The 15,186-nt window shown below is 68.6% G+C and carries 12 protein-coding genes and 1 other RNA gene; 9 read left to right on the forward strand and 4 right to left on the reverse strand.

The window, feature by feature from the left end; all coding sequences use genetic code 11:
- Positions 1 to 15: 15 nt before the first annotated feature.
- Both BEI_RS11355 and BEI_RS11360 read right to left on the reverse strand, forming a co-directional pair.
- Positions 16 to 1,047: a histone deacetylase family protein gene (locus BEI_RS11355; RefSeq protein ID WP_097789638.1), complete on the reverse strand. Its 1,032-nt coding sequence runs from the start codon at positions 1,045 to 1,047 to the stop codon at positions 16 to 18.
- Positions 1,048 to 1,330: 283 nt separating this feature from the next.
- Positions 1,331 to 2,242 carry a LysR family transcriptional regulator gene (locus tag BEI_RS11360; protein WP_097789639.1) on the reverse strand — a complete coding sequence of 304 codons (912 nt, stop codon included), beginning with the start codon at positions 2,240 to 2,242 and terminating at the stop codon, positions 1,331 to 1,333.
- Positions 2,243 to 2,348: 106 nt separating this feature from the next.
- On the opposite strand from BEI_RS11360, the gene BEI_RS11365 reads away from it, so the two are divergent.
- From BEI_RS11365 to nhaC, 6 genes are all read left to right on the forward strand, one after another.
- Positions 2,349 to 3,722, forward strand: coding sequence for an aminotransferase family protein (locus BEI_RS11365; RefSeq protein WP_097789640.1), 1,374 nt, complete (start codon positions 2,349 to 2,351; stop codon positions 3,720 to 3,722).
- A 6-nt stretch (positions 3,723 to 3,728) separates the two neighbouring features.
- The gene (locus BEI_RS11370) at positions 3,729 to 4,430 is read left to right on the forward strand and encodes a CoA transferase subunit A (protein ID WP_097789641.1); all 702 of its coding nucleotides are present in this window, start codon (positions 3,729 to 3,731) and stop codon (positions 4,428 to 4,430) included.
- Entirely contained in the window at positions 4,420 to 5,073 is a 654-nt protein-coding gene (locus BEI_RS11375) for a 3-oxoacid CoA-transferase subunit B (RefSeq protein ID WP_097789642.1), read from the forward strand. The genes BEI_RS11370 and BEI_RS11375 overlap by 11 nt, the downstream gene beginning before the upstream one ends.
- Complete coding sequence (locus BEI_RS11380) at positions 5,073 to 6,356, forward strand: ArgE/DapE family deacylase (protein WP_097789643.1); 1,284 nt, start codon at positions 5,073 to 5,075, stop codon at positions 6,354 to 6,356. The genes BEI_RS11375 and BEI_RS11380 overlap by 1 nt, the downstream gene beginning before the upstream one ends.
- Positions 6,353 to 7,531 carry an acetyl-CoA C-acyltransferase gene (locus BEI_RS11385; protein ID WP_097789644.1) on the forward strand — a complete coding sequence of 393 codons (1,179 nt, stop codon included), beginning with the start codon at positions 6,353 to 6,355 and terminating at the stop codon, positions 7,529 to 7,531. The genes BEI_RS11380 and BEI_RS11385 overlap by 4 nt, the downstream gene beginning before the upstream one ends.
- Positions 7,532 to 7,789: 258 nt before the next feature.
- On the forward strand, positions 7,790 to 9,238 hold the full coding sequence (gene nhaC / locus BEI_RS11390; RefSeq protein WP_097789645.1) for a Na+/H+ antiporter NhaC: 1,449 nt from the start codon (positions 7,790 to 7,792) through the stop codon (positions 9,236 to 9,238).
- 432 nt (positions 9,239 to 9,670) lie between these two features.
- Here the strand turns inward: nhaC and ffs are convergent.
- An RNA gene (ffs, locus tag BEI_RS11395) (signal recognition particle sRNA small type) lies at positions 9,671 to 9,767 on the reverse strand.
- A gap of 241 nt (positions 9,768 to 10,008) precedes the next feature.
- On the opposite strand from ffs, the gene BEI_RS11400 reads away from it, so the two are divergent.
- Together BEI_RS11400 and BEI_RS11405 are read left to right on the forward strand one after the other, a co-directional pair.
- Complete coding sequence (locus BEI_RS11400) at positions 10,009 to 11,232, forward strand: ATP-grasp domain-containing protein (RefSeq protein ID WP_097789646.1); 1,224 nt, start codon at positions 10,009 to 10,011, stop codon at positions 11,230 to 11,232.
- A gap of 46 nt (positions 11,233 to 11,278) precedes the next feature.
- Positions 11,279 to 13,309, forward strand: a complete 2,031-nt coding sequence (locus BEI_RS11405; RefSeq protein WP_097789647.1) for a hypothetical protein — start codon at positions 11,279 to 11,281, stop codon at positions 13,307 to 13,309.
- On the opposite strand, the gene BEI_RS11410 is transcribed toward BEI_RS11405, so the two are convergent.
- Entirely contained in the window at positions 13,286 to 14,353 is a 1,068-nt protein-coding gene (locus BEI_RS11410) for an AbrB family transcriptional regulator (RefSeq protein WP_097789648.1), read from the reverse strand. The two genes, BEI_RS11405 and BEI_RS11410, sit on opposite strands and share 24 nt — an antisense overlap.
- 76 nt (positions 14,354 to 14,429) lie before the next feature.
- On the opposite strand from BEI_RS11410, the gene BEI_RS11415 reads away from it, so the two are divergent.
- On the forward strand, positions 14,430 to 15,185 hold the full coding sequence (locus tag BEI_RS11415) for a TlyA family RNA methyltransferase (RefSeq protein WP_097789649.1): 756 nt from the start codon (positions 14,430 to 14,432) through the stop codon (positions 15,183 to 15,185).
- The last annotated feature ends 1 nt before the right edge of the window (position 15,186 follow it).

The following is a 15,186-nucleotide window of genomic DNA, read 5'->3' on the forward strand; positions in this document are numbered from 1 at the left end:
TGGTATGTCGGGCCGTCAGGCGGCCTCGAAGCCCGTCAGCACATTGACGGCGTTGATGCCGATCTCCTCCACCGCATAGCCGCCCTCGAGCAGGAAGGTGGTGGGCAGCCGCAGGGCGGCGAGCCGTCGGCCGAGCTCGGTGAAGTCGTCGCTGGTCAGCTTGAAGGCGCTGATGGGGTCGTGCTCGAAGGCGTCCACCCCCAGCGAGACCACCAGCAGCTCGCAGCCGGCGGCGCGGATGCGTGCCAGGGCATCGTCGAGCGCTCGCGACCAGGCGTCGAAGGCGGTGCCCGGCGGCAGCGGGTAGTTGACGTTGAAGCCCTCGCCCCGGCCCCGGCCGGTCTCGTCGGCGTGTCCGAGGAAGTACGGGAAGCAGGTCCTGGGATCGCCGTGCAGGGACAGGAAGAGCACGTCGTCGCGCTCGAAGAAGATCTCCTGGGTGCCGTTGCCATGATGGAAGTCGACGTCCAGGATCGCCACCCGCGCCACACCCCGGTCCAGGGCCTGCTGGGCGGCGATGGCGGCATTGTTGAAGAAGCAGTAGCCGCCGAACTGGTCTCTCGCCGCATGATGCCCCGGCGGCCGGCACAGGCCGAAGCTCGGCGCGCCGCTGGCCAGGGTGTGCCGCACCGCGGAGAGGGCGATGTCCTTGCTGGCCATGGCGGCCTCGAAGGTGCCCTCGCAGATCGAGGTGTCGGCGGACAACGCGTAGTGCCCCAGGCGACCGTCGATGTGCTCGGGGATGACGTCGTCGCGCATCGTGCGAGTCGGCCAGATCCAGGCGATCGCCTCGCCGGTTCGCCCTTCCGCCAGCCAGTCGTCCCAGCAGCGGGCGAGGAAGTCCACGTAGCCCCGGTCGTGCACGGCCAGCACCGGCTCGAGGCCGAAGGCCTCCGGCTCGCGCACCTCGCCGAGTCCCACGTCCCGGACTCGCTCGAGCACCAGCTCGACCCGCTCGGGGCACTCGTAGGGAGACACCAGGACGCCGCCGTCCAGTTCGCTGCGGGCACGGCGACGCCGTGTCCCGTCACTGTAAAACGTCAACATGTTCCGATCTTTTCCGTTGGATGGAGAAGCGCCAAGCCCGCCGGGGCGCTCGAGGGTTCCCCTGGGAGGCTGCCGGACTTAACGCTGAACTGCTACAAGATCCGGTCTTTTGGCCAGTTTCATTCGATCTGATTCGTTAAATAGCGGGCTATTCGCCGCATCGGATCGATAAACTTGTCTCGAAATCCGAATCTCTCGCGACGATCAGTCAAATCCGACAGCCTCCTAGCATGCCACCGGCCCTCCCCGGGGGACACCCTCCTCGGAACGGCTGCGCCCTGCGTCAATCCGCATAGGCCCGCAACAGCTCACGACCACTGGACCGGATGAACTCCAGTGCCCGGGCCTGCTTCCAGTCGTCGCGATAGACCAGGCCGAAGCTGAAATCGATCTCGGGGCTGAAGGGCAGCATCACGACCTCGTCGCGGCCGGCGAGCTGATCGTTGGCGGTGATCGGGTTCATCACGCTGATCCCGACGCCATTCGCCACCAGCGCGGTGATCGCCCCGATGTTGGCCTCGGTCTTGCCGGCAATATGGACCCCGTGACGGGCCGCCAGGGTCAGCAGCGGATCGGCCCCGACGTTCGGCTGATTGCTGATCACCAGGAACTCGTCCTTGAGGTCGCCGATGGTCACCCGCGGCTGCCGGCTGAGCCCATGCCCCCTGGGCACCAGGCAGCGCGCCTGGGTCGTCAGCCACTCCTCGACCCTCAGCACCCGGGAGCTGACCGGCAGGGTCACGAAGCCGATATCGGCATGACCGGACTCCACCTCCCGCAGCACATCGTGGCTCGACATCATGTCGAAGCTGATGCTGAAGCCGCGGTTGTCCTCCAGCAGCGCGGCGATCAGGCGCGGCACGAACCCGAAGGCCAACCCCGGGATCGCCGCGATGCGCAGCCGCGAGGTGCCGAACTCCTTGAGGGCCAGCACGCTGTGTCTCAGCTCCTCGATGTTGCCCATCAAGCGCAGGATTTCCTCGTAGAGCTCCCGGGCCTCGGGGGTTGCCACCAGGCGATTCTTCTCCCGCAGGAACAGCGTGAGCCCCAGATTCTGCTCCAGCTGGGAGAGCGAGCGACTGACCCCGGACTGGGTGATGCCCAGCGTGCGGGCGGCCTGTGAGGCGGTGCCCACTTCGAACAGCGTCTTGAAGATGGCGAGCGCCTTGAGGGAATGAATGTTGACGTCAGGCATGACTTGGAATCATAGAATTCGGTAAAAACATCATATATTGAAATAGAATAACGAGTCTACCTAGACTGGCGACATCCGACAGCACAACCACAACGGATCCGACAAGATGACGACCTCCCCCTTGTTCTACCAGGCAGGCCCCGCCATGCCGGAAATCAGCCACGGCCGCGGCGTTTTCCTGTGGGACACCCAAGGCAAGGAATATCTCGACGGCTGCGCCGGGGCCATCTCCTGCAACCTCGGCCACGGCCGCGGGGACATTCGTGACGCCATGCTGGCCCAGCTCGATCGCGTCGCCTTCACCTATCGCACCCAGTTCGAGAACGCCCCGGCCGTGGCACTGGCCGAGGCGCTGGTCGAGATGACGGAAGGCGACCTGGAGAAGGTGTTCTTCGTCTCCAGTGGTTCCGAGGCGGTGGAGTCCGCCCTCAAGCTGGCCCGGCAATACTTCGTGGCTCGGGACGAGCCCGGGCGTCGCCACTTCGTGTCGCTGCGCCCCTCCTACCACGGCAGCACCCTGGGGGCGCTGGGCGTCACCGGCTACCAGCCCCTGGAGGCGCCCTTCGCGGACATCACCTCCGGTTCGATCAAGGTCCCCGGTCCCGACTTCTATCGTCATCGGGACGGGGGGCGCGACGCCCATGTCCGCCGCGTGCTCGACGACACCCGCGCACGGATCGAGGCCGTCGGCGGCGACACCATCATCGCCGTCGTGGTCGAACCCGTCGGCGGCGCCAGCACCGGGGCACGCCTGGTCGATCGAGCCTACCTGGAAGGGCTGCGCACGTTGTGCGACGAGTTCGGCTGCCTGCTGATCTTCGACGAGGTGCTCTGCGGCGTGGGCCGCACCGGCCGCTGGTTCGCCTACCAGCAGTGGGGCGTGGCGCCGGACCTGCTGACCACCGCCAAGGGCCTCGGGGCCGGCTACTACCCGGTCGGGGCCCTGCTGTGCCGCGAGGCGATCGTCGAGACGGTCATGGCCAGCGGCGGCTTCCAGCACGGCCACACCTATGCCGGCAACCCCCTGGCCTGCGCCACCGGCCTGGCCGCCGTCGAGGCGATCCGCCGCGAGGGCCTGCTGGACAACGTCAAGGCTCGCGGCGACCAGCTCCGGCGTGGCCTCGAGGCACTCCGATCCCGCTATCCCTGGATCGGCGACGTGCGCGGCCTCGGCCTGCTGTGGGGCGTGGAACTGGTCATGGACCCCGTCGAGAAGACGCCCTTCCCCGCCGAGGCCAACCTCTTCGCCCGGGTGACGGCACTGGCCAAGGAGGAAGGGCTGCTCGTCTACCCACGCCGCACCCTGGACGGCCTGGCCGGCGACCACTTCCTGGTCAGCCCGCCCTTCACCATCAGCGACCGCGAGACCGACCTGCTCCTCGAACGGCTCGCCCGCGCCCTGGAACGGCTCGACCGGGAGGTGGTGACACCGCTGCTCGGCGAGCTCGACGCTTCCACCGCCAATGGCATCACAGGCTGAGACCTCATGACATTGCTCAACCAGAAACAGACCAGCCTCGAGGCCGCCATCGCCGGCATTCCCGATGGGGCCTCGATCATGGTCGGCGGCTTCGGCTCGCCCGGCACCCCCTTCGCCCTGCTCGACGAGCTGCTGGCCCAGGGCCAGCGGCACCTGACGCTGATCAAGAACGACGCCAACGAACCGGATATCGGCATCGGCCGCCTGATCCGCGCCGGCCGGGTCGACCGGCTGATCACCTCGCATATCGGTCTCAACCGGGTCGCCATCGAGGAGATGAACCAGGGACGCCTGGCCGTGGAGATCCACCCCCAGGGACTGCTGGCCGAGAAGATCCGCTGCGCGGGCGCCGGCCACTATGGCTTCCTGACCGATATCGGCCTGGACACCGAGATCGCCGAGGGACGCCGCGAGATCGAATGCGAAGGCCGGACCTGGGCGATCGAGCCGGCCATCCACGCCGACGTCGCCCTGGTCCATGCCGACCTCGCCGACGCCTACGGCAACCTCATCTATCGCGGCACCGCCATCAACCTCAACCCGCTGATGGCCATGGCCGCCGATCACGTCATCGCCCAGGCCTTCCGGGTCGAGCCCCCCGGCCAGCTGGCGCCGGCGTCCATCCATACGCCCTGTGCCTTCGTCAGCCAGGTCGTGCAGGTCGATCCCGCCACCCGCGAACAGGGGAGACGCGCCCATGCCGTCTGATCAGGAACGGATTCTCGCTCGCGCCGCCCGGGAGGTCGTGTCCGGGCAGGTCGTCAACCTCGGCATCGGCCTGCCGACCCGCCTGTTTCATTACCTGCCGCCACGGCTGGAGGTGCTCGTGCACTCCGAGAACGGCGTGCTGGGCTGCCAGCCCCTCGATCACGGCGCTTCGCCGGACCTCGAGATGATCGACTCCGGCGGCGCCTACATCGACACCCGCGCCGGCGCCAGCGTCTTCGACAGCGCCCTGTCCTTCGCCATGATCCGCCGCCGCCGGGTGGATCTCACCTTCATGGGCGCCTTCGAGGTCGACCAGCAGGGCAACCTGGCCAACTGGAAGATTCCGGGCAAGTTCTCCCCCGGCATCGGCGGGGCCATGGAGCTGGCCCAGAAGGTCGAGACCCTGGTGGTGCTCTGCTCGCACAACGACAAGCACGGCAACCCCAAGATCCTCCGTCGATGCCGGCTGCCGCTGACCGCCCCGCGTTGCGTGTCGCGGATCATCACCGAGAAGGCGGTCATGCAGGTGACCGACGCCGGACTCGAGGTGGTGGACATCGCCGAGGGCCTGGACGTGGCCACGCTGCGCGCGGCCACCGAGGCCGAGCTGATCGTCGACGAACGCCGTCTGGGGAGGTTCTGATGCTCGATGCCACCGAGAAACGCATCCTCGAGCGCTGCGAGGCGCTGATGGACACGACCCTCGACCTCACCCGGGACCTGGTCCGCGGCTACAGCGTGCTGGGCCAGGAGCAGGGGGCGCTCGATACCATGGAACGCTGGCTCGAACGCCTCGACCTGCCGGCGCAGCGCGTCGGCCTCGATGCCCCGGGCTTCGCCGATCATCCCCACCGGGCCCCGACCGCATGGTCCAGCGAAGGCCGCTACAACCTGGTCAGCCGGCTCAACCCGACTTCCGCGAAGCCTCACCTGGTGCTCAACGGCCACCTGGACGTGGTGCCCGCCGAGCCCACCGACATGTGGACGCGCCCGCCCTGGGAGCCCTGGGAGCAGGACGGCTGGCTGTATGGCCGCGGCGCCGGCGACATGAAGGCCGGCATCGCCGCCATGGTGATGGCCGTGCAGGCGGTGCGCGAGGCCGGCGGCACCCTCGACTTCCCGCTGACCCTGCAGACGGTGATCGAGGAAGAGTGCACGGGCAACGGCGCCCTGGCCTGCCTCCACCAGGGCTACAGCGGCGACTTCGTGCTGATCCCCGAACCCTTCGGCGCACAGATCTACAGCGGCCAGGTGGGCGTGCTGTGGTTCCGCATGCGCATCGACGGGGTGCCGGCCCATGTGCTGGACACCCGAGCCGGCAGCAACGCCATCGAGACCCTGCAGGGCTACCTGCCGGCCTTCAAGGCACTGGAGGCGAAAATCAACGGCCTGCCCCGCCCAGCGCCCTACGATGCCCTCGAGCACCCCTTCAACCTGAGCATCGGCAGGATCGAGGGCGGCAACTGGGCCTCCAGCGTGCCGGCCCACGCCATCCTCGAGGGGCGGGTCGGCTTCCCCCCCGGCATGAGTCCCGACGAGGTGATGGCCCGGGTGCGCCGGGTCGTCGCCGAGCATCACCGCTCGCTGGATGGCGGCACGCCGGCGCCGCGGGTCGAGTTCCATGGCTTTCGCTCCGAGGGCCACCTGGTCGATCTCGAGACCCCGGGGATCCGCCTGCTGTCGGGCTGCCACGAGGACCTGGTCGGGGCGCCACCGGCCCACTACCTCTCGACCTGCACCACCGACCTGCGGGCCTTCCACGTATCGGGCGGCATCAACGGCACCTGCTACGGCCCCGTGGCACAGCGCATCCACGGCGTCGACGAGTGTGTCGAGATCGACTCCATCCGCCGGGTGCTGACCACCTACGCCCTGTTCATCCACCGCTGGGCCGCCGCCGGCGACACCGCAAGGAGCGACTCATGAACGACGCCTATCTCGTCGACTTCGCCCGCTCGGCCTTCACCCGCGCCCATCCCCGCAAGCCCGAGGTCGACGCCTGGTCGTGCCAGCGCGGCGACGTCCTGCTGGGGCAGGTGATCGACGTCCTGCTGGAGCGCAACCGCGTCGAGGGCGCGACCATCCAGGACCTCAGCGTCGGCTGCGCCCTGCCGGTCAAGGAGCAGTGGAGCTTCGGGGGGCGTTATCCCCTGTGGCTCTCCCGTCTCGGACCGGGTTGCGCCTCGCGGCAGCTCGACCAGCAGTGCGGCTCCGGCCTGGCGGCCCTGCGCGCCACGGCGCGCGAGGTCCAGGCCGGCGCCATCCAGGCCGGGGTGGCCGGCGGCTTCGAGAACATGTCGCGGGTGCCGATGGGGCCGAGCCTCTTCCAGGAAGGCGCGCTGACGGTCCCCGAGGCCCTCCAGAGCACGGACGGGCTCGACCCGACCGTGGCCATGAACATGGGCCTGACCGCCGAGCGCCTGGCCCGGGAAGGCGGCATCTCCCGGGAGGCCATGGACGCCTTCGCCCTGCGCTCCCATCAACGGGCCGCCCGAGCCGAGCGGGAGGGCTGGTTCGAGGGCGAGCGCCTGGCCCTGCCCAACCCGGCCGGCGAGGTGGTGGCGTGCGACGCCAATATCCGCCCCGACACCACCCTGGAACGCCTGGCCGACCTCGCCCCGGCCTTCATGGAGGACGGCCGGGTCACCGCCGGCAACAGCTCGCCCCTGAGCTCGGGCGCCGGCGCGGCGCTGGTGATGTCCGAGGCCGCCCTGGCCCGGCACGGCCTCTCCCCGCTGGCGCGGGTGGTCGAGGTGGTCGACCGCGGCGTGACTCCCGAGCGCATGGGCGCCGGGGCGGCGGCCGCCATCGAGCGGTTGCTCGCGGTCAGCGGCCTCGGCATCGACGACATCGAGGCCTGGGAGATCAACGAGGCCTTCAGCGCCGTGCCGCTCTATGCCATGGAGGTCCTGGGCCTCGATCCGGAACGCGTGAATGCCTTCGGCGGCGCCCTGGCGCTGGGGCACCCCCTGGGCGCCACCGGCATCCGACTGGCCGGCACCCTCGCCCGCACCCTGCAGCATCGCCAGGGGCGTTATGGCTGCGCCGCCGCCTGCATCGGCGGCGGCCAGGGCATCGCCATGCTCCTGGAGCGCTGCTGAGCATCACCAGGGTACCGAGTACACCGACGAGGCCCCGCCATGACGCCATCGACTGCCATCTCCTCAGCACCAGGACCGCCAACCTCCGGCGAACGGCGCCGAATGCCACCGCCATGAGCGCCACACGGGCGGCCTGACGGGCTTGGTCATCAAGCCCGAAGCCGGCCCGTCAGGGCGACGACGGTCACCACACGAGAACCCGCGTCAGGCCGATCCCGATGTCGGCCAGGGACGCTTCACTCCCGAAAGGAGCCCCACATGCCAACTACAACAACCAACGATACCTCCATACGCCCCTCGTTCCTGGGGGCCGCCAGCTGCATCGGCTTTCTCTGTTTCATGATGTTCGCCCAGATCTTCCTCCTGGGAGAAGACTGGGTCACCCATATCTCGCTGATCTTCGCCATCGTGGTCTGCGCGATCATCGCCCTGGCGTCGGGATTCGGCTGGCACGATATCCAGAAGGGCATCCTCTACGGCTGCGAAATCGCGATGCTGCCCATGCTGATCCTGATGATGGTCGGGGTCCTGGTCGCCAGCTGGATCGCCTCGGGCACCATCCCGTCGCTGGTGTACTACGGCCTGCAGCTCATCAATCCTGCCTACTTCCTGTTCACGGCGGTGATCGTGTGCTCCATCGCCTCGCTGGTCACGGGCAGCTCCTGGACCACCGCCGCGACCTTTGGCGTCGCCTTCATGGGCATCGGCAGCGGTCTCGACATTCCCCCCGCCATGACCGCCGGCGCCGTCATCTCCGGCGCCATTTTCGGCGACAAGATATCGCCCGTCTCCGATTCCACCAACCTGGCAGCGGGTATCGCCGAGGCCAACCTCTTCGACCATATCCGGTCCATGTTCTATACCACCGGTCCCGCCCTGCTCATTTCGGCCGCCCTGTTCTTCCTCATCGGCATGGGCTACGACAGCGGGAACGTCGACACCAGCCAGACCGACCGGCTGCTTGCAGGCATCCGGGAGAACTACTCGGTGGGCCTGGTGGCCTTCCTGCCGCCGCTCATCGTGCTGGTGCTGGCCTATCGCCGGGTGAATGCACTCGCCGTCATGGTCATCGGCAGCCTGGTGGGGGCGGCCATGGCGGTCGCCACCCAGGGCGTGGGCATCGGTGACATGATGAACTTCATGAACTACGGCTACGTGTCGGAAACCGGTGTCGAATCGGTGGACAGCCTGCTCAGCCGGGGCGGCCTGCAGGAAATGATGTGGACCATCTCGCTGGGCTTCATCGGACTGAGTCTCGGCGGACTGCTGGAGAAGACCCGCATGCTCGAGGTGCTGCTCGAGCGGATGGGCGAGCTGGTCAGCCACTCGCGTGGCCTGATCACCACTCACGTGCTGGCGTCGCTGGCCACCAACCTGTTCTCGGCGAGCCAATACATCGCCATCATCATCCCCGGGCGCATGCTGGTACCGGCCTATCGCCGGCTCAACATCCTGCCGTCCGTCTGCTCGCGTACCTGCGAGGACTCCGCCACCGTGACCTCTCCCCTCGTGCCCTGGGGCCTGGGCGGGGCCTACTACATGGGCGTGCTGGATGTGTCGGCCTGGGACTACATGGGGTGGACCTTCCTGGCCCTCATCACCCCGGTCATCGCGGTGCTCTACGCCATGTTCAACCTCTTCATCTGGCGGGAGGGCGAGCGCAACGACGTCAACACCTATCGCCAGCAGGAAGTGCAGCCAGGCTGAGCGCAGCCCGGCTGACCGGAGCCCGGTCGACCAGGCCGACATGCCGAGGAGGCGCCGTGCTCGACACGGCGCCTCTTTTCGAGTTCCTGCTCCCGATTCCGATTCCACCCGATACACCGCTCTCCGGAGCGGCGACGGCCTGGGCCCCGACAAGGCCTGGCGCTCGAGCGCCTGCTTCCAGGGGGCCGACAGCTGGCGCGCCACCCAGGCATGACGGGCGGCGACATGTCGCGCAGACGGGGCATGACCCACGCTGCACCGGCACGACTACGCGGCCACCGGCGAGCTACAAGCCGGGGGGAGTCTCACCCACGCCTGGCGGCGGGATGGCGCGACAAGGGGGTATCGAGGGGGACGAGAGGAGATGTCGGGTCGGAGAAGGGCGACCGAGGTAACGCTGGGGCCCTTTTCGGGGTCCCGAAATGGAGGCGGCCCCGAGAGCCACATCCCGGCACACGCGTCCACCACTACCGTTGCTCCCTTCCGGGCCTGGCGGGGTTTGCGGCTTAGCGTTGCGGGAGGACCGACGGGGCCACCACAGCGGGCGCTCTGGGCGCCTGACTCGGAGTGCGATCAAGCACTTGCCGAACGCCGGGCACTATACCAATGCCCCGCCGCCACGGCAAGGAACGATTGCTCCGGAGCGCGTCGCGTTGACCCCACGGGATGTCGGGGAGGCCTTCCTGCTCTATGGTGATAGACAGTGTCGCTACGCCCGCCACCCTGCCGGTGGCCGGGCTGGTGTCCATTTGCCAAGCAGGAGGCATCCCATGAAGAAGGATCCGAACAAGGGTTATATCGCATTGCTGGGCTGGAGCCTGAATGCCATCGAGGCCGCCGAGAACTTCGATCGACGCTACGTGGTCGTCGCCCCCGACTGGGCGGAAGAATATTGCCAGAAGCACGACATTCCCTACATCTCCTGGAACTTCGAGCGCCTCAACGACCGCTCCATGGAGATCGCCGAGACCCTCAAGGAGATGGGGGTGAACGTGGCCATCCCGTTGTTCGAGGAGACCGTGGAATGGGCCGGGGCCATCAACTCGCTGCTGCTGGACAGCCCGCGCCTCTATGGCCAGTCGCTGCTGCTGCGCGACAAGGCGCTGATGAAGCGCCGCGCCCAGCTCGGCGGCATCCGCGTGGGCATCTTCGAGGAAGCCCACGACAAGGATGACGTCATCCGCTTCCTCAAGCGGGTCAACCAGACCCTGCTCAAGCTCGACGGGGATCCCAACGACCCCATCCACCTCAAGGCCTTCGACAAGGCCGGCTGCCTGGGTCACCGGGTGATCCGCACGCCCGACGAGGTCGATACCATCCCCGAGGAGGAATTCCCGGTGCTGATGGAGTCGCACCTGGACGGCTGGGAGTTCGCCGTCGAGGCCTGGATCCACGACGGCAAGATCGCCTTCCTCAACATCTCCGAGTACGTGACCCTGGGCTATTCGGTCTTCGTGCCCGCCTCGCCGGAACTCGAGAAGTACCGGCCACAGATCACCGCCCAGATCGAGAAGCTGATCAAGGCCTTCGATATCGAGTTCGGCTTGATCCATCCGGAATACTTCGTCACCAGCGACGGCGAGATGTACTTCGGCGAGGTCGCCTATCGCCCGCCGGGCTTCAAGGTGTTCGAGCTGCTCGAACGGGTCTACGGCTTCAATGCCTATCAGGCCAGCATGCTGGTCTTCGATCCCAAGACCACGCCCGAGGAGGTAGCGGCCTTCTTCCCGAAGGAGGTGGTCGATGCCGACGGCTTTGCCGGATGTTTCGGCGTCTACCCACGCCTGCGCGTGGTCAGCCGCCTGGAGATCCCCGAAGAGGTGGAGGATCACCCCTACTTCGAGTCCCACGAACTGACGCCACCCATGCAGGAGACCGTCACCAAGCGTACCGCCTTCGGCACCCACTGGGGCCTGGTGTACTTCAAGGGCGACGACGCCCATCGCATGCGAGACCTCCTCAAGCATATGGAAGAGCTTGATTTCTATGTCTGAAGGGGGCGTCATGACCCTCATGACAACCTGACGACGAGGAGTCGGCGTGACGACACAATCCGACCAACCCGGTACCAACGGGGCCGCCGAGGACAAGCTCGGCGGCCTCCTGGCCAAGCTGGACGAGGCCACCGCGCTGCTGGCCCAGGCACCCGATTTCGCCAAGCCGGCCAAGCTGCCCCGCGTCCTCGATACCGCCCGCCGGGTGATGCTGCAGGAAGGAGGATGTGCGGCCGTCGAGTCCCGGGCCGAAACCCTCGAGGCGGCCGGGATCTTCGAGGGCTCCGACTGGGCCACGCCCCAGTTCCTCGTGCCCTCCCTGACCACCCAGGCATTGAAGAGCCCCGATGCCAACACCCTGGTGGTCGAGGCGATCAGCGAATTGCGGCTGCTGGCGGTGGCCAAGGGCGAGCGGCTGCACCCGCTGATCTCGGCGGAGCAGGCCCACCACTATCTGACTCAGGCGATCGCCCTGAACCTCGGGCTGTTGTTCGGCCCGCCCACCGAGGCCGAGCGCGAGACCCAGGGACGCCTGGCCCAGCTGCCGCGTTACCTCTTCCAGCATCTCGTGGCGCGGATCGGCTACGAGCACATCATCGACAGGCTGATCGCGGAGATCTGGCGGATCCTCCAGCAGCGCCCCATCCAGGTCGAGCCGGTCAAGCAGATGATCACCCAGATCGCCATCTGCCAGGCCGACCCGAACATCGACCTGGGGACCAGCGGCCAGGGCGCCGACCGCCTGGTCAGCTCGCTGTTCGGCCCCACCCATGCCACCCGGGAGGACCCCGGCATCGAGGTGTACCGCGAACGCCTCGGCGGCATGGACCCATCGGCGCTGCAGGCCGAGGCCACCGGCTTTGCCCGGGCGATGCACGATACCGGCCTGGTCTCGCCCTACCACACCGTGCTGCTGCGCCACCTGACCGAGCACGGCGACCAGCTGATCAGCGAGGCGCTGGGCCTGTCCTCCACCGGTCGCGACTGCCTGCTGTGCTATCGAGACCTGGTGCATGCACTGATCCGCAGTGGCGTCCATCCCGCCACCCCCCAGGCCGTCTATGGCCTGGCACTGATGCTCGAGCGCGGCATCCTCTATCAACCCCCCGTCGCCCCGGCCATGTGGCGCCAGCTGGGACTGCCCCTCTCGGAATGGTCCCAGCTGCGCCTCAACCTGGCGTTCGGCGAGGCAGTCTCGCCGCGGGCACGGCTCCTGGAAGGGGTGCTCTGCATGCTGGGCCTGCCCCTGGGGGTGGGCCAGGGCAACAACCCCACCTGCCAGTCGGCCCGGGCGCTGTCCATGTGGGCCTACAACGACCCGGACTACTTGCTGCAGATGGTGGCCTGGGCGGCCCGGGACGACGAGATCATCATGCATTTCGAAGGCATGCCGCTGTCCTCCATGGCCAGCCTCTCGGGGGTGGCCAAGGAACTGCCCATGGACCTGGACCCGGTCTCGCTGATCGTGGTCCCGCACCTGGACCGCATCTACGCGGAGATGGGCCGGCGCTGCGCGGGCCGCGAGGGCGATCCCCACCGCTGGGTGAACCCGGAGTTCCACGGCTGGTGGTCGGGACGCGGCTTCCGCATCAACGTGGACGTGGCCACCGGGCAGATCATCGACCTGGACGCCTTCCTGCGCCACTTCTATGCGAGCTACCACCCCTACTACAACGGCAACCAGCCGCTGATCCATCCCCAGCCGGCGGGCATCGCCGTCACCGACAGCGCCGCCCGCTTCATCGGCTGGCACGCCATCACCCTGCTGCGGGCGAGCCTCGATCCCTCGGATGTGATGCGGGTCTACTTCTACAACCCCAACAACGACAGCGGCCAGGACTGGGGCGACGGCATCCGGGTCAGCACCGCGGGCAACGGCGAGCGCTTCGGCGAGTCCTCGCTGCCCTTCGAGCAGTTCGCGTCGCGTCTCTACATCTTCCACCACGACCCCCTGGAACGCGGCGAGCTGGCCCAGGTCAGCCAGGAGGAGCTGGATCAGGTGATCGGCTACCTGCAGCGCAGCTGGGGGGCCGATCGCCTGTCGCCGACCGGTCTACAGGCCTCCTCCGGGCCCTGAATCCCTGGGCACCGGAGCGCTCCGTCGGCGGCGCCGCAACCAGCTCGCCCAGAACGGCGCCATGACCATCAACACCACCACCCGCACCAGATGGTGGAAGGCCACGTAGATGGGATCCAGGTCCAGGGCCACGGCCAGGATCGCCATCTCGCCGATGCCCCCCGGGGCGAGCGCGAGCAGGGCCACGTCCCTCGGCACCCCCAGGCCCTGGTGGATCGCCTCGGCGAACAGCGCCAGCACGGCCAGGGCCAGCGCGGTGGCCACGCCGGCGTCGACCAGGTAACGCCCCAGACTCGCCCCCTGCAAGCCCCGGAAGCGGGCGCCCATGGCGCTGCCGAGCACCCAGAGCATCAGGTTCATGCCCCAGCCGGGCAGGGTCAGGCTGGCCACGCCCAGGCCCGAGAGCAGCCCCGCCACGACCAGCGGCCCCAGCAGGGCCGGGGTCGGCAGTCGCAACCGGCGCCCCAGCGGGATCACCACCGGCAACAGCAGCAACAACCACAGCGCCTCGGGCTGGCGCGCCGGGGCGGTCACCACTTCCGCTTCCGGCGCCTCCAGGGCCCAGAACAACGGCGGGAGCACCACCACCACCAGGACCACCCGCAACGACTGGGAGACCGCGATGCGTGCCGGGTCGCCCCCGCACTTCTCGCCGGTCAGGATCATCGCCGTCATGGCCCCCGGGGCGGCGGCGAACCAGGCGCTGACCGGATCGAAGCCCCGCCGCCGGTACCAGGCCGAGGCCACGGCGGTGGAGGCCAGCACCCCGGCGAGGAGCAGGGCCACGGACAGCGGCCAGTCCAGGACCCGCTCGGCCAGCTGCGGGGTCACCCGGCTGCCGAGCACCAGGCCCATGACGCCCAACAACGCCTCGCGCAGTCCCTCGGGCACACGCACGTCCAGGCCCCGGGACGAGGCCGCCAGGTTGGCCAGCAACGGGCCCAGCATCCAGGCCAGCGGCAGGCCGAGGCCCTGCGCCACGACGCCGCCCAGGGCGCCGACGCCCAGGGCCCGTACCAAGGCTCGCCCGCCCGCTCCATTCATGCCCGGCTCCTTCGTTACCCAACTAATCAATCCAGTATGCCATAATGGCGCCATTCCCCGTCGCCGGATCCTGCCCATGCCGCGCCTCGACCAGCTGATGCTCCTCCAGGGACTGGCACGCTCGCGCACCAGAGCCCAACGCCTGATCCGCCACGGCCGGGTCCGCCTGGCCGGGGACGGCCGGGTATTGACCAAGCCCGGCGAGAAGCTGCCCGACGACGCGAGGCTGCAGGTGGAGGAGGACCCGGAGGAGCGCTACGTGTCGCGGGCCGGCCTCAAGCTCGAGGCGCTGCTGGCGACCCTGGCACTGCCGCTGGCGGGCCGAACCGTGCTGGACGTGGGGCAGTCCACCGGGGGGTTCAGCGACTGCGCCCTGCGCCATGGCGCGGCACACGTCATCGGCGTGGAGGTCGGCCATGACCAACTGGCCGCCGAGCTGCGCGACGACCCTCGCGTGACCTGCCTGGAGGGGCTCAACGCCCGGGCCATGCGCGACGACCCGCGCCTCGCCGCGGCGCTGGCCGCGCACCCGGCGGACCTGGCCGTGATGGACGTCTCCTTCATCTCCCAGACGCTGATCCTGCCGGAGCTGGTCACCCTGCTACCCGCCGGCGGCGAGCTGCTGTCGCTGGTCAAGCCGCAGTTCGAGGTCGGGCCGGAGGGCGTCAACGCCCGGGGCCTGGTCACCGAGCCGCGTCGCTATGCGGAGGTGGAGCACCGGATCCGCGAGGTCGCCACGACCGGCGGCTTCGAGGTCCGCCACTGGCAGGAGAGCCCGATCCGCGGCGGCGACGGCAACCGCGAGTTCCTGCTCTACGCCAGTCGACGCTGAG

The sequence above is a fragment of the Halomonas beimenensis genome (assembly GCF_002549795.1).
Lineage (GTDB): Bacteria > Pseudomonadota > Gammaproteobacteria > Pseudomonadales > Halomonadaceae > Halomonas > Halomonas beimenensis.